The sequence below is a fragment of the Rhodococcus sp. 66b genome (assembly GCF_002076325.1).
In the GTDB taxonomy this organism is placed as follows: Bacteria; Actinomycetota; Actinomycetes; order Mycobacteriales; family Mycobacteriaceae; genus Rhodococcus_F; species Rhodococcus_F erythropolis.
This window is the reverse complement of the sequence record NZ_MUZB01000001.1, coordinates 355,066-376,027: the sequence shown is the minus strand read 5'-3', so window position 1 is coordinate 376,027 and position 20,962 is coordinate 355,066. Positions and strand designations below refer to the sequence as shown.

Here is a 20,962-nt window from a genome sequence, read left to right as displayed (position 1 = left end):
GTGTGCCTCATCCGGCCGTCAACTTGATACCGATGGTCGTGATGAGCACGTTGACGACGAAGAGCGCCATGAACGCGAACACGACGGTCTGGTTGACCGCGTCACCGACGCTCTTGGCGCCGCCCTTGACGTTGAGTCCGAGGTAGGCCGCAACCAGGCCGGCGATCATGCCGAACAGTCCTGCTTTGACCATGGAGAGCATGAGCTCACCGAATCCGGTGAGCAGTGTGATGCCGTTGACGAAGGCGCCGGGATTCACGTCCTGGATGAACACGGAGAAGACGAAACCGCCGAGGATGCCGATGGTGCAGACCAGTCCGTTGAGGAGCAGCGCCACTCCCGTCGACGCGAGCACCCGGGGAACGACCAACCGGTGGATCGGATTGATACCGAGCACCTTCATGGCGTCGATCTCTTCGCGAATGGTTCTGGCCGAGAGGTCCGCGCAGATGGCGGTTGCGCCGGCGCCGGCGACGATCAGCACGGTGACGATGGGGCCGACCTGTGTGACGGTACCGAGCGCAGCTCCGGCACCACTGAGGTCGGCTGCACCGATCTCGCGCAAGAGAATGTTGATGGTGAAACTGACCAGCACCGTGAACGGGATTGCGACCAGCACCGTCGGCACCATCGAGACTCGCGCCACGAACCAGGCCTGATCGATGAACTCTTGACGCTGGAAGGGGCGGGAGAAGACTGCCCTCAAGGTTTGGGCGGACATCTGAAAGAAGCCACCGACCGCTCGTAATGGCACCTCGACGAGGTCTACCATTCGCCCTCCTCGTCCTTGGTTGCCGCAGTACTGTCTGTTCTCATAGTCCAGCCCCCGACAGCTTGTGACTCAGGTCATATTAACTAGAACGTGTTCACCTGTCAAAAACAAGTGTCCAACTCTAAGAAGTAGCCTCACGGCGCCGATCCGAAACCCGAAGGTTCGGACCATGGGAAGCATCCCTATTCGGTGGGATTTTCGCCGAAATATCCTGGAAATTAATACTTTTGAATGATCTGCGCTTATCGGCGCAGGATCGAGACCCTGCTGCCGTGCCAGCCTTGACCGGGCACGTCGATCGAATATCGCATCGTTCACAGGAATGCAAAATTGGAACACAGTCTAGTTTTTTCGAGACCGTTGGTCTCGTTGTAGAACGCAGGCAGAGTGCCGCGCCCACCGACTCGTGAACACGCTATTTCTACCAGGAAGTGGACACGTAGACCGTCTAAGTGTGAACAACGGTTCTACGTGTCGCGCACCCGAGAATCAGCCCCGTCGATCAGCCCAACGCGCGCAGGGCCGCCGATGCCGAGAACATCTTTGCCGGGTCACGGTCGGCGAAGTAGTCACCCATCACCGCGGACAGCGTTTCCGGCGACCAGGAATCTCCCTCTGCGTCGAACCGCTGCTCGACGACGGGCGCCGCCATCAGCGCAACCATCGGTCCGTACACCACGAATACCTGACCATTGACGGCGTCGGCCGCCGGTGACGCCAGATACGAGACGAGCGACGCCACATGCTCGGGCGAGAGTGGATCGATGCCGTCCGCCGGCGCGTCGCCGAACACACCTTCGGTCATCGACGTCCGTGCCCGCGGGCAGATCGCGTTGGCCCGAACGCCGTAGCGCGAGAGCCCACGTGCGGCCGACAACGTCAGCGCCGTGATTCCGGCTTTTGCAGCGCCGTAGTTGGGCTGCCCTTCCGGTCCGAGAAGGCCCGCCTCCGAAGAAGTGTTGACGATGCGCCCGTACACCGGCGCCCCGGCTTCCTTGGATTTCGCCCGCCAGTAGGCAGCGGCGTTGCGGCACAGGAGGAAATGGCCGCGAAGATGAACTTCGAGTACCAGATCCCAGTCTTCGTCGGACATGTTGAACAGCATCCGGTCGCGCACGACGCCGGCATTGTTGACGACAATATCGACACTGCCGAACTGCCCCTGCGCTGCTTCCATCAGTGCGTCGGCGGTAGAACGCTCACCGACGTTGCCTGCCACGAATTCGACTTTGGCGCCGAGACCGCGGATCTCCTCGAGCGTTGCTTCGACGGCCTCGTTCGGGGCCAGATCGTTGACGACCAACGACGCACCGGCCTTCGCCAGACCGATGGCCTCGAACTTTCCGAGCCCCGATCCGGCACCGGTCACGATGGCGACCTTGCCTTCGAGACTGGTTTCTGGGCTGTTCACAGCATTCATCGAAGCGCTCTCCCGGTTCTCTGCGGTCGTGTGTCGAGTTACCCGGCTCGATTGCCGTGACCCACGAGTTCGCAACTTTAGAACGTGTTCTTGTTTTGGGCAACCATCGTCACGGATGTTCGGTCAGCGCCGCACGCGGGCACTGAGCGATCGCGGAACGGACATCTTCCCAACGATCCTCCGGCGGACGCACGGAACTGATCACGAGCTCCTCGTTGTCGTCGAGGTCGAAAATATCGGGGGCGATCCCCACGCACACACCGTTTGCCTCGCAACGGTCCAGATCAACCCTGACCTCCATGGCGATTCCTCTTCTCTACTCACAACTACTGGCACGAACACGGATACGAAACGAGTGCCGCAGGGCTGTGCCGCACACCGTTCCTGGCGATAACACTAGAACCTGTTTCAGTCGTGTGCAATGATTCGAAAAAGTACCGAGAACGGACGTCGAACGATCCGCCGGAGACGGCGAGAGCGTCCCTTGTCGCCGATGTACGCATCGATAGAACCTGTGTCAATCGAATGGTTGGCGCTTTGATTCGTATCTCTATGGAGAGGTAACCATGCACATCACCTACACCCCTGAGCAGCAACAGCTCCAGGAGGAGTTGCGTGCCTACTTCGCACAACTGATGACTCCCGAGCGGCGTGAAGCACTCGCTGCCACGACGGGTGAGTACGGCGAAGGCAATGTGTACCGCGAAGTCGTCGCGCAGATGGGCCAGGACGGCTGGCTCACGCTGGGTTGGCCGAAAGAGTACGGCGGACAGGAACGCTCCGCGATGGACCAGCTGATCTTCACCGACGAAGCTGCCATTGCCGGTGCGCCCGTGCCGTTCCTGACGATCAATTCCGTAGCGCCGACAATCATGCATTTCGGGACGGACGAGCAGAAGGCCTTCTTCCTGCCCAAGATCTCCCGCGGTGAGCTCCACTTCGCGATCGGTTACTCCGAGCCCGAGGCCGGCACCGACCTGGCGTCTCTGCGCACGTCGGCCGTCCGTGACGGTGACGATTACGTCATCAACGGGCAGAAGATGTGGACGAGCCTGATCCAGTACGCCGACTACGTGTGGTTGGCGTGCCGAACCGATCCGGAAGCCAAGAAGCACAAGGGAATCAGCATGCTGATCGTCCCGACCACCGCAGAAGGCTTCTCCTACACCCCGGTTCACACCATGGCCGGCCCCGACACCAGCGCCACTTACTACCAGGACGTACGGGTCCCGGCGTCGTCGATAGTCGGCCAGGAACACGGCGGCTGGGCACTGATCACCAATCAGCTCAACCACGAGCGTGTTGCCCTCACCTCGGCCGGACCGATTCTGACCGCGCAGCGTGAGGTCCGCGAGTGGGCACAGAACACCAAGCTGCCCGACGGCCGACGCATGATCGACCAGGAATGGGTGCAGATCAATCTGGCTCGCGTGCATGCCAAGGCCGAGTACCTGAAGTTGATGAACTGGGAAATCGCCTCCGCAACCGATCACGCTCCCGGTCCCGAAGCGGCGTCGGCCAACAAGGTGTTCGGTACCGAATTCGCCACCGAGGCTTACCGCTTGCTGATGGAGATCCTCGGATCCTCCGCCACGATCAGGCAGAACTCCCCCGGCGCTCTTCTACGCGGACGCATCGAACGCATGCATCGTTCTTCGCTGATCCTGACGTTCGGCGGCGGTACCAACGAAGTGCAACGCGACATCATCGGCATGACAGCTCTGCGGCTTCCCGCATCGAAGCGATAAGGACCAACGATCATGGAATTCACCCTTACCGAGGCCCAGCAGGACCTGTCCGGACTGACACGATCCGTCGTCACCGAACTGGTCACCAACGACCGCCTTCGTGAACTCGACGCCGCCGAAGACCGTTTCGACGCCCTCTTGTGGAACGCTCTGGCTTCGGCCGGCGTTCTCGGTGCGGCCCTTCCGGAATCGGTGGGCGGCGACGGATTCGGTGTCCTCGAGCAGTGCAGCATCCTGGCCGAACTCGGCCGCGGCGTCGCAGCTGTTCCGTTCCTGACGTCCATCGTCGGGTCCGCCGCAGCGATAGCCGAATTCGGCTCGGACAAGCAGCGCGACGACTGGGCAAGCGCTGCCGCTGCCGGTGAGAAGATACTCACCGCGGCCCTCGCCGAGGAATACAACGACGACCCGGCGCACCCGATCACGCGTGCCGAGAAGACCGCCGATGGTTGGCGCATCGACGGAGCAAAGATCACCGTCGACAGTGCTCCGCTCGCAGATCTGTTCCTCGTCCCCGCCATCACCGAGGACGGTGTTGCGGTCTTCCTCGTCGAACCGTCGGACGCGGGCGTGAGCATTACCAGGCAATCGACCACGGATTTCTCGAGTGCGGCCCTGGTCGAGTTCGATTCGGTGCAGATCCCGGCCGATCGTGTTCTCGGCTCGGTTGCCCAAGGATCCGACATCGCGGCGTGGATCGTCGAACGAATTCAGCTCGGTTCCAGCGCCTACCAGTACGGGGTGCTCGATCAAGCGCTGAAGCTGACCGCCGAATACGCCACCGAGCGTGTGCAGTTCGGCCGTCCGATCGGTAGTTTCCAGGCCGTGGCCCAGCGCCTCGCCGACGGATACATCGACGTCAAAGGCGTTCGCCTGACTCTCTGGGCCGCAGCGTGGCGTCTGAGCGAAGGACTTCCGTCCGACGGGGCCGTGCAGACGGCCAAGTTCTGGGCTGCAGATGCGGGACACCGCGTCGGGCACACCGCTGTTCACGTTCACGGCGGTGTTGGTCTGGACGAGGACCATCCGGTTCACCGCTACTTCCTCGCGGCCAAGCATCACGAGTTCCTGCTCGGCAACGCAACAGATCAGCTTCGCGCACTGGGTAAGGAACTTGCCGCAGTTCCTGCCTGAGTGCGTCCCACCGAGTGGAAATCCATGACCTGGTCCGAGACGAATCGATGATGATGCAGCTATGAGTCAGAGCCCCACTGTTTCCGATCTACTCCTCGGAGTCAGCGAGATCGACGACCGCGGTATCCGTTTCGAGGACCAGGTCATCACCTGGCGCGAGCACATTCAAGGCTCGTTCGATCGAGCAGCGCTGCTGGACACGCTGCTCGATCGAACGCGCCCCCGGCATTTCGGTCTTCTGATGGAGAACGTCCCCGAATTCTCACTATTGCTCGGCGCAGCATCGTTCTCGGGTTCGGTTGCTGCCGGACTGAACACGACCAGGCGCGGCCCGGCATTGGCGCGAGACATCCAACTCTCCGACTGCCAGGTCATCTTCACCGAGAACAACCAGGCACATCTACTCGACGACGTCGATCTCGGTGACGTCCGGGTGATCAACGTGGATTCTCCGGCCTGGACGCAATTGTTGGCGCCCTTCGCCGATACGCCGGCCTACGCGTCGACGGCGCAGCCCGACGATCTGTTGATGCTCATTTTCACTTCCGGTACAAGCGGTGATCCCAAAGCGGTTCGGTGCACGCACCACAAGTTGGCCTCTCCCGGAGTCATGCTTGCCGATCGTTTCGGGCTCGGCGCCGACGACGTCGTCTACATGGCGATGCCCATGTTCCATTCCAACGCCATGATGGCGGCGTGGACGGTCGCGCTGCACGCTCGTGCGGGAATTGCCATGCGCCGCAAGTTCTCCGCTTCGGGTTTTCTGCCCGACGTTCACAAGTACGGAATCACGTACTCCAACTACGTCGGAAAGCCGTTGTCCTTCATCGCTTCCACCCCCGAGGTGCCGAACGAGCGGGAGAACACCTTGAAGATCATGTACGGCAACGAGGGTTCGGCGCCCGCCGTCGCCACCTTCGTCCGGCGCTTCGATGCCCGCGTCATCGACGGGTTCGGTTCCACCGAGGGCGGCATTTCGATTTCCGCGGCGCCGGTGCCGAGGACCGGCGCCCTCGGACTTCTCCCGGACGGGGTCAAGATCCTCGATCCCGAGACCGGAGCCCCATGCCCGCCTGCAGTCTTCGACGCTGACGGCCGGATCACCAATGCCGACGAGGCAACCGGTGAACTGGTCAACGTCACCGGCCCAGGCACATTCGCCGGGTACTACAAGAACCCGGAAGCCGACGCCGAGCGAATGCGCAACGGCCAGTACTGGAGCGGCGATCTGGCGTACACCGACGTCGACGGCTACGTCTACTTCGCGGGACGCAGTTCCGGTTGGCTACGAGTGGACGGCGAGAACATCGGCGCCGCACCCATCGAACGCTCGCTCGTCGGTTACCCGGGCTTCGCGCAGGTGTCCGTGTACGCAGTCCCCGACAGCGATGTCGGCGACCGCGTCATGGCGTCGGTGATTCCGGTCGGCGACGTCGACAACTTCGACCCGGCAGCCGTAGCCGAATACATCGATTCCCGGCCGGAACTCGGGCCGAAGCAGAAACCGACCTTGATCCGCGTGTGCAGTGAGTTCCCTAGAACGGCGACGTTCAAGGTGGTCACTCGAACGCAGAGCGCCGAACGATGGAACACATCCGATCCGGTGTGGATCCGCCGGCGCGGAGAATCCGACTTCCAATTACTCACTCCCGAAATGGCACTCGGCCTCGAGAAGACGCGAGAGCCCGTCTAGCCCGATATCTCAGTAGTGCTGAGCAAGCGGTTTGTGCGCAGACACCGTTTTGTAGAACTCGGTGAGCCGAAGCTGTGATGCCGCTGCATCGTCGATCACCACCGTCGCGTGCGGATGCAGTTGGAGAACCGATGCCGGGCACACCGCGGCCAGAGGCCCCTCGACGGCAGCGGCAATCGCAGCGGCCTTGTGCTCGCCGGTCGCGATCATCACCAGATGATTTGCTTCGCAGATAGTTCCGAGGCCCTGGGTGATCACATGCCGTGGTACCTCGTCCGGACTCTCGAAGAATCGGGCGTTGTCGGTTCGAGTCTGTTCCGTCAGCGTCTTGACCCGGGTCCTCGAATTCAGCGAGGACGTCGGTTCGTTGAAACCGATGTGACCGTTGCCGCCGATGCCCAGAAGTTGTACGTCCACCGGACCATTCGACGCAATCGCCCGGTCGTAGGCTGCCGCGGCGGCAAATGGATCCGGCGCGGTGCCGTCGGGGCTGAATACCCTTGCCGCGTCCAGGTCCAGGTGATTCACCAGCTCGGTGCGGATCACCTGGGCATACGACTCCGGGTGGCCTTCCGGCAGGCCGACGTATTCGTCCAACAGGAACGCCTGCACGCCGGCAAAACTAAACCCGTCCTCGCGGTGACGGCGCGCGAGTTCGCGGTAGACAGAGAGCGGTGAAGACCCCGTCGCCAGGCCCAAAGTCCTTGAACCTGAATGCACCGCGTGTTCGAAGATGTCGGCAACAACGGTGCCGGCCGCATCCGCACTGTCGACAATGACAATTTCCATCGGTTGATTCCTCAGCTTTCGGTGTAGTTCATGAGCCAGTTCCCAGCGGCCATGACGGCGCGGGTTTCGAGTTCTGGACCGGTGACGATCAGATCGGCGCGGCAACCCGGCACGAGATCGCCGACCATTCCGGCCAGCCCCATCAGCGAAGCAGGCGTTGCCGTCGCTGCGATGACAGCCGAAAGCAGATCGACGCCGGCGTGATTGACAGCCCGGCGGACTATGTCCATCAACCGACTCGTCCCGCCGGCAATGGCCGTTTCCCCCTGGCCGGCCAATCGCGCCACGCCACCGACCACGTCGACGTCGAGAGGCCCGAGCGGGTAACGGCCGTCGGGCATTCCGGCGGCAGCCATCGCGTCGGAAACCAACGCGATCTGATGCGGACCGACAAGATCGAACACCGTCGCTACCGTCTCGTCGGCCAGATGTACTCCGTCCCCGACCAACTCGACCACCATCTGTCCTTTCGCAGCCGCGGCAAGACATGCCGCCACTGCGCCGGGAGCACGGTGATGCATCGGCGCCATACCGTTGAACAGGTGAGTGGCACTGAGCGGTGCATGCGCCGAGTGTGCGATCGAACGTGTCGCAATCGGGTTGGACGCATCGGTGTGTCCGATACTCACGACGGCACCGTGACGCTCCAGCAATGAGGCAAGTTCGTCGAAGTGTGCTGTCTCCGGAGCGATCGTCATCGAGCGAATGCGCCCACGGCCGGCTTCGAGCAGCGACTCGAGCAGAGCCGGGTCGCCGTCGAGAATGCTGTCGGGATCCTGGGCGCCACAACGAAGTACCGAAAGGAATGGACCTTCCAGGTGAATTCCGGCCAGCGTGCCCTCGTCCACCAGTCCTGCCAGGAGCTCGATGCGACTGCGCAGGATCTGCGGCGGCGCGGAGACGAGCGAGCCGATCACCGAGGTCGTGCCGTTCGTCCGATGGTGATCGGCAGCCACGGTGGATCCGAACTCGTCTGCCTCGGGGAAACCGAATCCGCCGGCGCCGTGGCAGTGAACGTCGACCAAACCCGGAATGATCGTTGTTCCCGCAGCTGCCCGTTCGGGTAACGGGTCGGTTCGCTGCGACGCGGGTCCGGCCCACACCACACGATCACCGGAGATCTCGACAACCCCGTCCGAGAGCAATCGACCACCGGTCACCAATTGTCCACGCAGAATTTGTCCACGAAGTGTCACGACATCACCTGCGGTACAACGGGAACTTCGGCATCCGCGATCGACAACTCACGGAGCACGGCGTCCGCGAGCACGTAGTGCCCTTGTTCGTTCGGATGGAACGCGTCAGCCAGGAGAGCCGGCGGTGGACCCTCGGGAGAATCGGCCGTCCACTGCGCGTAGTGGTCGACGAACACCGCACGCGTCGAGGCGGCAACCTGCCGCACGACCTCGACGTACTGAACCAATCCCGCTCTGGTGGGCGCATTCTCGACGTCGATCGGTGGCGGCGTCTGCAGGATCGGCACCGCACCGATCGCTCGCGTCCGGAAAATCATGTCCGAGAGGTCGTCTCGAAACCGCTCCAGTCCTTCTTCGCCATTCAATGCGTCATTCGTACCGAGCATGATCAACACCACCGAGGGTTCGAACACTTCGATGCGGTGTGCGAAACCTGCACGCACATCGGAGGATCGATTGCCGCTCACCCCGGTGTTGACAAGGACGTGGTTGAACAAGGAAAGTTCACCACGGACGCGCTCGGCGCAGTGTTCGACGTAACTTCGATGACCGTCGGTGTGCGTCAATCCCTGAGTGATGCTGTCGCCGGTGAAGACCCACCGGATCGGCGTCGACGAGTCTACGAGCAAAGTCTCCAGTCGAATCCGTTCAGCAGTCTTGGACTTCAAAGCCTTCGACGTCGGGGTCACACCCTCTGCCCTTCGGCGCCCGATACTGCGGCTGCAAATTTCGACGTGATGAACGCCGGATCCGTGATTGCGGTTCCGACAACCACCGAGTCTGCACCCAGGGCGATGGCGCGTGCCGCATCCTCCGGGCTGTGGTATCGCCCCTCGGCGATGAGGACTACATCTGGAAGTGCCTGCCGCAGTTCCGAGATCAGCTCCAGATCCGGGCCGGCCAGGCGTCGGCTGTTCTCGGTATATCCCGCCAGTGTGCTGGAGATGATGTCGGCGCCCGCCGCGGCGGCAGCGATGCCGTCCTCGAGTGTTCCACAATCAGCCATGACGAGGCCGCCGCGATCATGGACCGCGTCGACGGTGTCGGCAAAGGTCAGCCCGTCCGGACGAGGTCGCAGGGTGGCGTCGGCAGCCACGATCTGCGCACCCGAATCCACGACTTCGAGGGCTGATTCCCTTGTCGGCGTGATGAACACGCCCTCCGAGCCGATCTTCGTCAAACCGATCACCGGTACCTTCACTGCCGACACGACTGCGGCGACATCCGGGGTTCCGCCCACACCGCCGCAGCGGATCGCCACTGCACCGCCGTCGACCGCGGCGCGGGCCATCCTCTCGATGGTCCCGGTGTCGCGCAGGGCATGGCCGTGTCCGGCCTGACAGGACACGATCAGCTTCCCGCTGATGATCGTGAGCAGTTCTTCGACAGTCACGGTGTTACCTCGATTCGTGTTGCGGCGGCCAGGAGCGCAGCTCCGACGAGCGGCGCATCGGTGCCCAAACGGGCAGGAAGAATGGCGGTTTCGGCAATGGGACCCATCGCTTCCACCCGGAAAGCGGACGTCAGCGGCGACAAGAGGTCGGCTCCGATCTGGGCTGCGCCGCCGCCGATGACGATCACCTCGGGATCGAATGCGGTGGCGACGCCGGCCAGGACTCGGCCGAGCAGAGTACCGGCGTCGGTGACCACGGCACGGGCGATCGGGTCGCCGGAGCGCATGAGTGCCACCACCTTCTGCAACGGTTGAGTGGGCACACCCGCCCGCGCTGCGTACTCGGCCTCCATCGCCGGGCCAGAGGCGACTGCCTCGAGGTGATCGGTTCTACCGCAACCGCAACCTATCGCCCCGGAGACCGGAACCAGCAGATGCGCGAGCTCGCCGGCTGTTCCGTGGGCGCCGTGATACAGCTGTCCGCCCACGGTCAACGCGCCACCGATTCCAGTACCGATCGAGACGAACAGTGCAGAGCTTCGACCGCGACCGGCGCCGATCATGTTCTCGCCGTGGGCCATCGCGCGCACGTCGTTGTCCACCGTCACCGGTAGACCCGAGTGCGCCTCGAGTTCTCCGCGAACCTCGGCGCCACTCCATCCGGACAGAATGTCGGAGGCGAAGACGACGCGGCCACGCACCCGATCGATGATTCCCGGTGCACCGACTCCGATTCCGGCTACCGGGTGATTCGCCCTCAGACGGTCGACCAACGCGGTGGCGGTCTCGAGAACAGCCTCCCTACCAGCCGTCGGTGTTGCCGCACGAACCGTGTCGATCACGTCTCCGTCGGACGTCACCACCGCAGCAGCCACTTTGGTGCCGCCGATGTCGATGCCGATCCATCGCTTCTGCCCAGATGTCATGTCAGAGGAGCCCCGCCTGTTCCAGAACGACCTTGATCGTTGCGGTCTCGGACTCGTCGAGCGAAAGCATCGGGGCGCACATCGTGTTGCCGGTGATGACGCCGCGCAGGGCCAGAGCCGTCTTGAATGCGCCCAGACCCGCGGCACCGGCACTGACGCGACCCGGTGTCGGTGCCTCGACGATGGAGAACAGATCGGTGAGTCGATCCTGCTCGGCCTTCGCCGCCGCCCAGTCTCCTGCCTGCGCAGCGCGCCACAGTCGCACGTAGCCGTGCGGGTCCACGTTCGCCAGGCCGGGCACAGCGCCCGAAGCACCCATCAGCAGGCATCCGTCGACGACTACCTCGTGCCCGGTGAAGACGGCGAAGTTTTCGAGCCCGGCCGACTGACGGAGCAACATACGGAAACTGACGTCGTCGCCGCTCGAATCCTTCACGCCGGCGATGACTCCCTCGCGACCGAGCTCGACCAGCATTGCCGGGCTGAGCTTGCTGTGGACACGAACCGGGACGTCGTAGGCGAACAACGGAAGATCCACTGCGGCGTGGATGGAGCGGAAATGCGTTGCCGTCTCGGCTGCGTCGGTGATCGCGTAGAACGGCGCCGTCGCGACGATGGCATCCGCACCAGCCTCGCGCGCCTGCTCGGCGACGGCGATGACCCGGTTGGTGGTCATGTCGTTCACTCCGACGAGGACCGGTACCTGGCCGCCGACGTGACCGATGGCCGTCTGCACCACCTGGGCGCGCTGAGCGTCGGTGAGGTAACCGACCTCACCCGAGGAACCGAGGACGAACAAGCCGTCGACTCCGGCTTCGAGCTGCAGTGAGAGCAGGCGTTCGAGCGACGTGGTGTCGACCTCGCCCTCGAGCGTCAGTGGTGTGACGATCGGCGGGACGATTCCGCTGAAGGTGGTGGTTTCCGTGCTCATGGGGTCTCCATATGTTGGTTGTCGGATTGAGTTGTGGGTGCGGCTGTCAGGGAGAAACGGAGACCGGCTGACCGCTCGAGGCGGACAGATAGGCAGCATCGATCACGCGCATCGACGCGCGGGCGTCTGCCACGGTGTAGTCGGGTTCGGTCCGTGTGGGAAGTCGATCGAGCACGTGAGAGAGAAAGCTCGACACCGCGTTGTCCGAACCGAAGCCGCCGATGGGTAGTGCGGTCACGTCTCCCGAGGATGCGAAGTGGGTCACCGCGGGTTTGTCGTCGTCGGAACTCGCGTATCCGTGGGAGCCGAGGACCCGAACCGTCGCGGTATTCGCGCCGAAACCCGGTGCTGCGGGGATTCTTCCGACGGTCACCGTCGCGGTGACGCCGTTTTCCAGGGCGAGCGAGATCAACGCCGTGTCTTCGACTCCGAACTGCTGGTGGGCCCCGCCGTAGAGTGTGCTCGTCTCGGCGTACACCTCGGTGACGTCCAGGCCGGTGAGGTATCTGAGGTAGTCGGCGGCGTAACCGGCGAAGTTCACTACTTCTCCCCCGCCGGACAACGCGGGATCCACCACCAGTTCGGGACGCTCGACGGACGTCGCGAAATGTGTTCCGCTTGCAAGGAACTCGATGTCCACGTGGCGCGGCAGTCCGAGGTTTCCGGCATCGATCCAGCGGCGCAGTCGCCGGAGCGCAGGTGAATGAGTGCGGTTCACCACCGTACAGATTCGCCCGTTCGACCGTGCCGCTTCCTCGACCGCCGCGGCCTCCGACTCGTCGATACCCACCGGCTTGTCCACCAGGACGTCGAGTCCCGCGTTCAGTGCGGCAATCGCAAGCCGTGCATGCCTGGTCGGCTCACTGCAGATGATCGCCAGGTCTATCCGTTCGGGGTCGAGCAGCTCGCCGAGTTCGTCGATCCACTCGATGTCTGCGGCCTTTGCCATCGCGATTCCGTCCTCACGAATCCAATCGTGGACCGAGGATTCGTCGGAGGCCCCGATCAAGCTCACTCGAGGATCGGAGCGCAACAGGTCCGCATAGGAGCCGGCATGCCTTACGCCGCTGACAAATCCGACGCGGATCGAACCGGTGCCGGTCATTGGTGTTCTCCGATCGAGATCGCGCGGCCGGTGTCGAGTGACTGTTGTGCAGCGATGGCAGTCGCGAGAGCTGCACGTACCTGCCAGTTCTCGACTATCGGGGTCGCGGAACCGTCGAGAGTGGCGATCCAGTGGCGCATCTGATGCGCCATCGCATCTTCGATCGACGACGGCGGCGCGTTTGTCGTATCCGTCATCAGGCCTGGGTCGTCGCCGGTGTCGTGCGCGAGCGTGCCGGACGTCCCCGACACCACGATCCGGCGCACCATCTTTCCCGATTGTGGTAGAGCGTAAGCCAATTCGATGAGCGCCAGCGATCCGTCCTCGAAGCGAACGGTCAGATGGAAGCTGTCGTGCACGGGCATCCCCGCCGCGAAGGTGGGGAAACTACGAGCGAACACACGGATCGGACGACGACCGATCAGCCACGTCACCAGATCGAGAGCGTGGGTTCCGTTGTGAACGGGGTGACCACCCGAGCGTTCCTTGTCGTGTTGCCAGCCTCGCCAGCCCCCTGGCCAGACGTGGCCGGTGTACCAACTGAGGTGGATCAACCGGGGGTCGCCGATGGCGCCTTGTGCAACCGAGTTTCCGATCGAGGTGATCGACGGCTGGAATCGTACGGTCTGTCCGACCATCAGTGAGGTGCCGCCACCTTCGGTGGCCTCGACCATCGCGTCGAAGTCCGCGACTGTCAGCGCTGCGGGCTTCTCCACGTGCACATGCTTTCCCGCGCGGCCTGCGGCTATCGTCACGGGCGCGTGGTCCGGAGTGGCCCCGACGACGTTGACCGCGTGCACGCTCGGGTCTGCGAGAATCTTCGCCAGATCAGTACTGGCCTTCGCGCCCGGCGCCAATGCCGCGACCGATGCGGCACGGTCCAAGTCACTGCCGAATACGTAGGCGACTTCGACCGACGGGATGCGCGCCAAAGCGCTGACGTGGTCCCGCGCGATTGCGCCGCTGCCGATGACGGCTACACGCACGGTCACTTCGCACTTCCCGACAGCGCCGCCGGTTCCCCGCCACCGAGTCGCACCTGTTCGGCGACGACGAGTGCGCGTTCACGTGCGTATGTCAACGGTGAGCCGGAGTCAGCCTTGCCGTCGAGAACTGCTGCCATCTCGTCGATTTCGTGGCGAATCGCAGCCTGCATCCACAGCGGGGATCCTCCGTTACCCGAGTTGTACTTCTGCGTCCTGCTCGCAGAGTCGATCAACGATTGATTCTCGGCGTCGACGTCGAAGATCGGCCACGACTCTTCGACCCGTCCCCCGCGCAGTCGGCTGACCCGGCCGGTGTGGAAGTCCGCGTGGACCGAGCCTTCGGCGGCATCGACCGTCAGCTCCCACGAAGAAGTGTGTGAACGCGTCGAGATGGTGTGTCTGCCGATCGCGCCGCCGGCGAACGACACCACTGTGTTGCGGAAGCCGTCGTCCGCGGTGGCGATGCTCGACACGGCAGTCACCTCGCCGCCGAGCCAGCACATCAGGTCCAGTTCGTGAATCTCGTGAGTCAGTTCTCCACCCGTTCGGCTCTTGTCGAGCTTCCACCACTGTGGATCTGCGCCGTCGGTGTCGATCCAGCGTGAGCGAGACGTTTCGATCGCAGCGACCTCGCCGAGCTCCCCCGACGTCAGCAGGTCCGCCAGACGTCGTACACCCGGCATCATCCGCATGATGTGCCCGACCATCAACGGCGAACCGCTCGCGTCGGCGCTCGCGATCATGTTCTGCGCATCGACCAGTTCGACGGCAAGTGGCTTCTCGACAAAAACTGCCTTGCCGTGTTCGAGTGCCGCGATGGCAGGTTCGGCGTGCGCGTGATTGGGCGTCGCGACGACAACGAGGGCCAACTCCGGGTCAGCGGCCACCGCGTCGTGATCGTCTGTCGGGGTTGCCGAGAACTCTGCGGCGACGTCCTTGGCCCGCTCGAAGTCACGGTCGCACAGCATCGCCAGTTCGAAACGTGGATGGGCAGCCAGCTCGCGAGCGAGGGAACTACCGAAGAATCCGCAACCGACCACACCGACTTTGTATCGGGTCATGAAGTCTCCAAAGATTGGATGAGGGATGTCCTATGTTATACGGCCAGCGTCATCGGTCGTCAATTCGACGTCGGTAACACAGTCTTCATCTATGCAGTTGAGAGCACTATTTTTGGTTCGAAACCGACGAAACGTCGAAGTTCAACACCGCCAGTTCCAAAGATTCTCTAGACGCTTTCTGATCCACAATGTAAGTTACGCAACATCGGACGTCGAACATAGGACATCCCCTATCCACTCCCTTGATGTCCCGCTCCCCGCCTTGGAGGCCGCCTTGAAGAACGAACGACCACTGAGCTCCGCGTTCACACGCCGAGACCTGTTTCGGTACACCGGGCTACTGGGAGCTGCAGCAGGTATCACCGCGACTCTCGCGGCCTGCGGCGGCGGCCCGTCGTCGACCTCGGTTGTCGGCGGTTCCGCGAGCACCGGCGATCTGACCACCGCCATCGGATACGGCAACGACCAGAGCTTCGACCCGATGCAGACTGCATCCGGTTTCCTCATGGCAGCGGTCAACCACGTCTACGAGGGACTGCTCGAAAACGATCCAGGCACCGGTGAGACGTATGCGGCGCTCGCACAGGCCGTCCCGACCGACGCCACCGCCTCGAGCTGGACCATGAAAATCCGCGAGGGCGCAACCTGGCACGACGGCACTCCGGTCACCTCGGACGACGTCGTCTTCACCTTCGATCGCATCCTCGATCCACAGCAGAACGTACTGATCCGCTCCTTCTTCTCCTCCTGGTTGCAGTCCGTCACCAAGGTCGACGACCAAACGGTGACCCTGAACTTCAACTACCCGTTCAGCGCTGCCGCACAGCGTCTCTCGATCGCCAAGATCATGCCCAAGCACGTCTTCGACGGCCACTGGGACGAGGCCAAGTCCGGAGCGCTGGTCGTCGGTTCCGGTCCGTACAAGCTCAAGAGCCACACCCCCAAGAGCAACACAGCTTTCGAGGCGTTCGAGGCGTACAACGGGCCGCGCCCGGCCAACTTCGCGACCATGAACTGGCTCTCCATCGTCGACACCTCCTCACGCATCGCGCGCGTCTCGGGCAACAATGCCGGTGCACAACTCGCCGACAACATCCCCGTCGCCAACGTCCCCACCCTCACCTCCGGTGGGCGCACCGTCGAGGGCAACCCGGGCATGAACCTCATGTACCTGCTCTTCGACACCACTCAGGCACCGTTCGACGACGTTCGTGTTCGCCAGGCGATGTTCTATGCGATCAACACCCCGAAGATGATCGAGATCGCCCTCGGCGGCAAGGCAGCACCGGCCACGAGCTACCTGTACGAGCGCAACCCCGACTACGCGCGAGCGTCCACCGTCTACTCGTACGATCCGGACAAGGCCCGCTCGCTCCTCACTGCCGCCGGTGTCAGTGGCCTCGACCTGACGCTGCTCTCCACCAACGTCAGCTGGTTGGCCGACTGCTTGCCGACCATCAAAGAGTCTTGGGACGCAGTCGGATTCAACACGACGCTCGAACCGCAGGACACCAGCGCCATGGTGAGCAAGCTCAACAGCGGCCAGAAGTTCCAGATCGCTGCGGGTACGTCCAACCCACAGGCATTCGGCAGCGACGTCGACCTCCTCGTGCGCTACACGTACAGCAAGGGCGGCCTGTGGACGAAGACCTACGCCAAGTGGGACGACACCCCCGAGGCACAGAAGATCTACGCCACCATGGACGAGGCCACCCGCGAGACAGACCCGGCAAAGCGCAGCACCCTTGTGCAGTCGTACCTGAACCAGATCGCCGAAAACGCTGTCTACTATCCGGTTCTCCATCAGGAACTCCTGACTGCGTGGGATCCGAAGAAGATCGCCGACGTCACTCCGCTGCCGTACCCCGGCGTCAACCTGCTTCAGGCGAAGCCGGCCTGATACCCGCCCGCTCGGCCGTTTCCCACAACTGAGAGATTCCCCGATGGCAAGAGTCCTCCCCATGCTGATCAGGCGATTACTGATACTGATCCCCCTGATCCTCGGCATCATCGCGTTCGTCTTCATCGTGATGCAGTTCGCGCCCACCGATCCCGCAACGGCGGCGTTCAACGGCGGCAACCCGACTGCGGAACAGTTGCAGCAGTTCAAGGAAGAGAACGGACTGCTCGATCCGCTTCCGCTGCAATACGTTCACTTCGTGACCGATCTGGTCAGCGGCAATATGGGTGACAGCCTGATTTCCGGTACCCCGGTGTTGGATTCGATCTCCACCGCTCTGCCACTGACCATTCAGCTCACGGTTCTCGGACTGGTGATCGCCATCGTGCTCTCGCTGATCTTCGGTGTCACCAGCGCACTGTTCCGCGATCGTTGGCCGGATCAGGTCATCCGAGTGATCTCCCTCGGTGGTGTGGCAGCACCGTCATTCTGGTTGGCACTGCTGATGATTCAGTATCTGGCCGTCCAACTCGGATGGTTCCCCACCGGTGGCTACGTCAATCCGAGCGACTCCGTCACCGACTGGCTCTGGTACATGGCGCTCCCGGCGCTGTCCCTGTCACTGCCCGTCGCAGCACAACTCACGCGCATCATCCGCACGTCGATGGTCGAGGAGTTGGACAAGGACTACGTCCGTACCGCGATCGGCAGCGGCCTGCCCTATCACGTGGTGATCGGGCGAAATGTCTTGCGTAACGCACTGATCAACCCGCTCACCGTCCTGGGTCTACGGGTCGGATACCTCCTCGGTGGCGCTGTGGTCATCGAGCAGATCTTCGGTCTTCCCGGAATGGGTCAGCTCATGATCAACGGCGTCACCAACGGTGACCCCGCAGTAGTTCAGGGTGTTGTCATCGTCATCGCGGTCGGCTTCGTCGTCGTCAACCTCGCCGTCGACATCCTCTACCTGCTCGTCAATCCACGACTTCGGAGCGCAGCATGATGAGAAGAAAACTCACCGAAAAGCTTTCGCGACCCGGCATCACCTTCTCTCGCTTCCCCCTCTCGGCCTGGCTGTCGATGGCGGTTCTCGCGATCATCGTGCTCGCCTGCCTCTTCGCGCCGCTGATCACGCAGTACACCCCGCTCGAACAGGCGGTGGGTACCGCGGGCCCCAGCGCCGATCACTGGTTCGGTCAGGACAGTCTCGGCCGAGATCTGTTCAGCCGCTTGCTCTACGGCGGACGTTGGTCGTTGACCATCGGTCTCGGGTCCACCTTCCTCGCATTGTGCGCCGGTGCTCTCATCGGGTCGGTCGCCGCAACGAGCCGAAAAGGCGTCGACGAGACCATCATGCGAGTGCTCGACGTGGTCATGGCGTTCCCGGGCATCGCGCTCGCTGCCGTACTCGTCGCAGCCTTCGGTGGTTCGATTCCGGTTCTGATCGTCACCATCGCGTTCCTCTACACACCGATGGTGGCCCGCGTCGTTCGCGCGAACGTTCTCGCTCAGTACGGTGAGGACTACGTCGCGGCCGAAAAGGTCATCGGCGCAAGAACTTCACACATCGTCGTCAAGCACGTCGTAGCCAACTGTGCTGCGCCGGTTCTCGTCTTCTGCACTGTCATGGTCGCGGACGCCATCGTGCTGGAGGCCAGCCTGTCGTTCATCGGAGCAGGTGTCCGTCCCCCGGATCCGTCGTGGGGATCGGTGATCGCCGACGGCAAGAACATGGTCCTTCTCGGTGGTTGGTGGGCAACGGTGTTCCCCGGTCTGCTGATTCTTCTGACGGTGCTCTCCCTCAACGTGCTCGCCGAGGGCCTGACGGACGCGATGGCCGATCCGAGTCTGAAGAAGACCAAGAAGACGCCCTCCGCACTCCAAGCAGCGCAGACCGCCGCAGCGGAGGAGACCTCCAACGAGCTCATTCTGGAGGACGAAGCCGCATCGGTCGCCAACACTCCGGAGTTGATCGACGACTTCGCCGACCCGAGCGTCGTGAAAGATGTTCTGAAGCCGGCCGCCGAACCGACCCCTCTCGAAACTCACCTGAAGATCCTGGCGGAAACCGAGCGGTCTCGGTCCGATCGTCTTGTGTACGAGGGCGATGCAGCGCCCCTCCTCGAGGTCCGCAATCTCACGATCCGGTTCCCCGAACGCTACGGAGACACGGCGATCGTCGACAACGTGAGCTTCACCGTCCGCCCGAACGAGACTATGGCACTGGTCGGCGAGTCCGGTTGCGGAAAGTCGCTCACTTCGCTGGCGATCATGGGTCTACTGCCCAAGACAGCAGTGGTGACCGGCGAGATCCTGTTCGACGGCGTCAACGTCCTCGAACTGAACAACCGGGAGCGAAACAAACTGCGCGGGCACGACATGGCCATGATCTACCAGGATGCGCTGAGTTCTCTGAACCCGGCGATGCTGATCCGCGCGCAGTTCAAGCAGCTCACGAAGCGCGGCGGTACCCGCACAGCCGAGGAACTGCTCGAACTCGTCGGACTCGATCCGGTGCGCACTCTCTCCAGCTACCCACACGAGCTTTCCGGTGGTCAGCGTCAGCGCGTTCTGATCGCCATGTCGCTCACCCGCAGTCCGCGGTTGATCGTCGCGGACGAGCCCACCACCGCTCTCGACGTCACCGTCCAGGCCCAGGTCGTGGACTTGCTCAACGATCTTCGGGAAAAGCTCGGCTTTGCCATGGTTTTCGTGAGCCACGATCTTGCACTCGTTGCTTCACTCGCTCACAAGATCACGGTGATGTACGCCGGTCAGGTCGTCGAGTCTGCGCCCACCAGCGATCTACTCGTCGATCCGCGTCACGAATACACCCAGGGCCTCCTCGGCGCCGTTCTCTCCATCGAGGACGAGGCTCCGCGGCTCCACCAGATCCAGGGAACCGTACCGTCGCCAGGCAGCTTCGCCGCCGGTGACCGTTTTGCCGAACGTTCCCTGCGTCCGGATTCCGATCCAAACCGAAAGCCCGAGATGGTTCGGATCGGCGAGACCGAGCATTTCTTCGCGAACCAGTCCGCGACTCCCGCACACGCAGAATCGGAATTGGAGAGCGTGCGATGACTACAGCTGAAGCACCCATCCTGGAACTGAAGAACATTCACGTCGTCCACAAGACCCGTTCGGGATCACTGTTCAAACCCGGCACGGTTCACGCGGTCAACGATGTCAGTATCGCCGTACGACGAGGGGCGACGATCGGCATCGTGGGCGAGTCGGGTTGCGGCAAGTCCACTCTGGCCAAAGTCATGGTCGGATTGCAGAAACCGACGTCGGGCGACGTGGTATTTCGCGGCCGAAGCGCTCTGACCCGGTCGGCGGGCGTGCGCAAGGAGTTCGGGCGGGCGATCTCGATCGTCTTCCAGGACCCGGCTACCGCGCTCAATCCGCGAATGACGGTGGCCGACATCCTCACCGATCCGCTCGACGTCCACGGCATCGGCAACCGCGCGAGCCGAACAGCCCGAGTTCGCGAGCTGGTCGGTTTGGTCGGACTCCCCCAATCTGCGCTCGAAGTCATCCCGAGCCAGATCTCCGGCGGTCAGCGTCAACGTGTCGCGATCGCGCGTGCGCTCGCGCTCGAGCCCGACGTCATCGTGGCCGACGAACCTACGTCGGCTCTCGATGTCTCGGTGCGAGCGCAGATCCTGAACCTGCTCAGCGACATCAAGGCTCGGTTGGGGCTCGGCATGGTGTTCATCTCGCACGACATCCAGACGGTGCGGTATGTCTCCGACACGATCGTCGTCATGAACGCCGGGCGGATCGTCGAGCAGGGGACAGCCCAGGAAGTATTCGACAACCCGTCGGATGCGTACACGGCCAAACTGCTGGGCGCGGCGCCCAGTCTCCTGCAACGCACCGTTGACGTGGGTTGACCAATGGAGCGG

The 20,962-nt window shown here is 62.9% G+C and carries 19 protein-coding genes; 7 read left to right on the top strand and 12 right to left on the bottom strand.

The genetic code is table 11. From position 1 onward, the window contains the following. Positions 1-7: 7 nt before the first annotated feature. The 3 genes from B0E55_RS01755 to B0E55_RS01745 all read right to left on the bottom strand — a co-directional run bounded on the left by B0E55_RS01755 (position 8) and on the right by B0E55_RS01745 (position 2,493). Entirely contained in the window at positions 8-772 is a 765-nt protein-coding gene (locus B0E55_RS01755) for an MlaE family ABC transporter permease (protein ID WP_003945687.1), read from the bottom strand. A 502-nt stretch (positions 773-1,274) separates the two neighbouring features. Further along, positions 1,275-2,192: a 3-oxoacyl-ACP reductase gene (locus tag B0E55_RS01750; protein ID WP_007734334.1), complete on the bottom strand. Its 918-nt coding sequence runs from the start codon at positions 2,190-2,192 to the stop codon at positions 1,275-1,277. A 109-nt stretch (positions 2,193-2,301) separates the two neighbouring features. Further along, positions 2,302-2,493 (bottom strand): ferredoxin, encoded by a 192-nt coding sequence (locus B0E55_RS01745; RefSeq protein WP_007734330.1) that lies wholly within the window; start codon positions 2,491-2,493, stop codon positions 2,302-2,304. 265 nt (positions 2,494-2,758) lie between these two features. Between B0E55_RS01745 and B0E55_RS01740 the strand changes: the two genes are divergently transcribed. From B0E55_RS01740 to B0E55_RS01730, 3 genes are all read left to right on the top strand, one after another. Further along, entirely contained in the window at positions 2,759-3,940 is a 1,182-nt protein-coding gene (locus B0E55_RS01740; RefSeq protein ID WP_003945878.1) for an acyl-CoA dehydrogenase family protein, read from the top strand. Positions 3,941-3,952: 12 nt separating this feature from the next. After that, positions 3,953-5,074, top strand: coding sequence for an acyl-CoA dehydrogenase family protein (locus B0E55_RS01735; protein ID WP_020968503.1), 1,122 nt, complete (start codon positions 3,953-3,955; stop codon positions 5,072-5,074). A 61-nt stretch (positions 5,075-5,135) separates the two neighbouring features. Beyond that, a complete protein-coding gene (locus B0E55_RS01730; protein WP_020906314.1) occupies positions 5,136-6,767 on the top strand; it encodes a long-chain-fatty-acid--CoA ligase in 1,632 nt (543 codons plus the stop codon). Positions 6,768-6,776: 9 nt separating this feature from the next. Here B0E55_RS01730 and nagB read toward each other — a convergent pair whose 3' ends face one another. Genes nagB through B0E55_RS01685 form a run of 9 tightly spaced genes read right to left on the bottom strand, consistent with a single transcriptional unit; the run spans position 6,777 to position 15,154 of the window. Beyond that, the gene (gene nagB, locus B0E55_RS01725) at positions 6,777-7,556 is read right to left on the bottom strand and encodes a glucosamine-6-phosphate deaminase (RefSeq protein WP_080908960.1); all 780 of its coding nucleotides are present in this window, start codon (positions 7,554-7,556) and stop codon (positions 6,777-6,779) included. A gap of 11 nt (positions 7,557-7,567) precedes the next feature. Then, entirely contained in the window at positions 7,568-8,752 is a 1,185-nt protein-coding gene (locus tag B0E55_RS01720; RefSeq protein WP_029254522.1) for an N-acetylglucosamine-6-phosphate deacetylase, read from the bottom strand. After that, positions 8,749-9,441, bottom strand: coding sequence for an SGNH/GDSL hydrolase family protein (locus tag B0E55_RS01715; RefSeq protein WP_046377970.1), 693 nt, complete (start codon positions 9,439-9,441; stop codon positions 8,749-8,751). Before B0E55_RS01715 ends, B0E55_RS01720 begins: the two co-directional genes overlap by 4 nt. Next, positions 9,438-10,145 carry an N-acetylmannosamine-6-phosphate 2-epimerase gene (locus B0E55_RS01710; protein WP_047889266.1) on the bottom strand — a complete coding sequence of 236 codons (708 nt, stop codon included), beginning with the start codon at positions 10,143-10,145 and terminating at the stop codon, positions 9,438-9,440. The genes B0E55_RS01715 and B0E55_RS01710 overlap by 4 nt, the downstream gene beginning before the upstream one ends. Continuing rightward, complete coding sequence (locus B0E55_RS01705; RefSeq protein ID WP_080908959.1) at positions 10,142-11,071, bottom strand: ROK family protein; 930 nt, start codon at positions 11,069-11,071, stop codon at positions 10,142-10,144. Before B0E55_RS01705 ends, B0E55_RS01710 begins: the two co-directional genes overlap by 4 nt. 1 nt (position 11,072) lies before the next feature. After that, positions 11,073-12,002, bottom strand: coding sequence for a dihydrodipicolinate synthase family protein (locus B0E55_RS01700; RefSeq protein WP_080908958.1), 930 nt, complete (start codon positions 12,000-12,002; stop codon positions 11,073-11,075). 46 nt (positions 12,003-12,048) lie between these two features. Further along, positions 12,049-13,107, bottom strand: coding sequence for a Gfo/Idh/MocA family protein (locus B0E55_RS01695; protein WP_080908957.1), 1,059 nt, complete (start codon positions 13,105-13,107; stop codon positions 12,049-12,051). Beyond that, entirely contained in the window at positions 13,104-14,099 is a 996-nt protein-coding gene (locus B0E55_RS01690; protein ID WP_080908956.1) for a Gfo/Idh/MocA family protein, read from the bottom strand. The genes B0E55_RS01695 and B0E55_RS01690 overlap by 4 nt, the downstream gene beginning before the upstream one ends. Then, a complete protein-coding gene (locus tag B0E55_RS01685; RefSeq protein WP_030534711.1) occupies positions 14,096-15,154 on the bottom strand; it encodes a Gfo/Idh/MocA family protein in 1,059 nt (352 codons plus the stop codon). The genes B0E55_RS01690 and B0E55_RS01685 overlap by 4 nt, the downstream gene beginning before the upstream one ends. A 274-nt stretch (positions 15,155-15,428) precedes the next feature. Between B0E55_RS01685 and B0E55_RS01680 the strand changes: the two genes are divergently transcribed. Genes B0E55_RS01680 through B0E55_RS01665 form a run of 4 tightly spaced genes read left to right on the top strand, consistent with a single transcriptional unit; the run spans position 15,429 to position 20,950 of the window. Continuing rightward, the gene (locus B0E55_RS01680; protein ID WP_030534712.1) at positions 15,429-17,054 is read left to right on the top strand and encodes an ABC transporter substrate-binding protein; all 1,626 of its coding nucleotides are present in this window, start codon (positions 15,429-15,431) and stop codon (positions 17,052-17,054) included. Between the two features lie 43 nt (positions 17,055-17,097). Beyond that, on the top strand, positions 17,098-18,057 hold the full coding sequence (locus B0E55_RS01675; RefSeq protein WP_020906304.1) for an ABC transporter permease: 960 nt from the start codon (positions 17,098-17,100) through the stop codon (positions 18,055-18,057). Then, positions 18,057-20,135 carry a dipeptide/oligopeptide/nickel ABC transporter permease/ATP-binding protein gene (locus tag B0E55_RS01670; RefSeq protein WP_046377966.1) on the top strand — a complete coding sequence of 693 codons (2,079 nt, stop codon included), beginning with the start codon at positions 18,057-18,059 and terminating at the stop codon, positions 20,133-20,135. The genes B0E55_RS01675 and B0E55_RS01670 overlap by 1 nt, the downstream gene beginning before the upstream one ends. Beyond that, positions 20,132-20,950: an ABC transporter ATP-binding protein gene (locus B0E55_RS01665; protein ID WP_020906302.1), complete on the top strand. Its 819-nt coding sequence runs from the start codon at positions 20,132-20,134 to the stop codon at positions 20,948-20,950. Before B0E55_RS01670 ends, B0E55_RS01665 begins: the two co-directional genes overlap by 4 nt. Positions 20,951-20,962 lie beyond the last annotated feature (12 nt).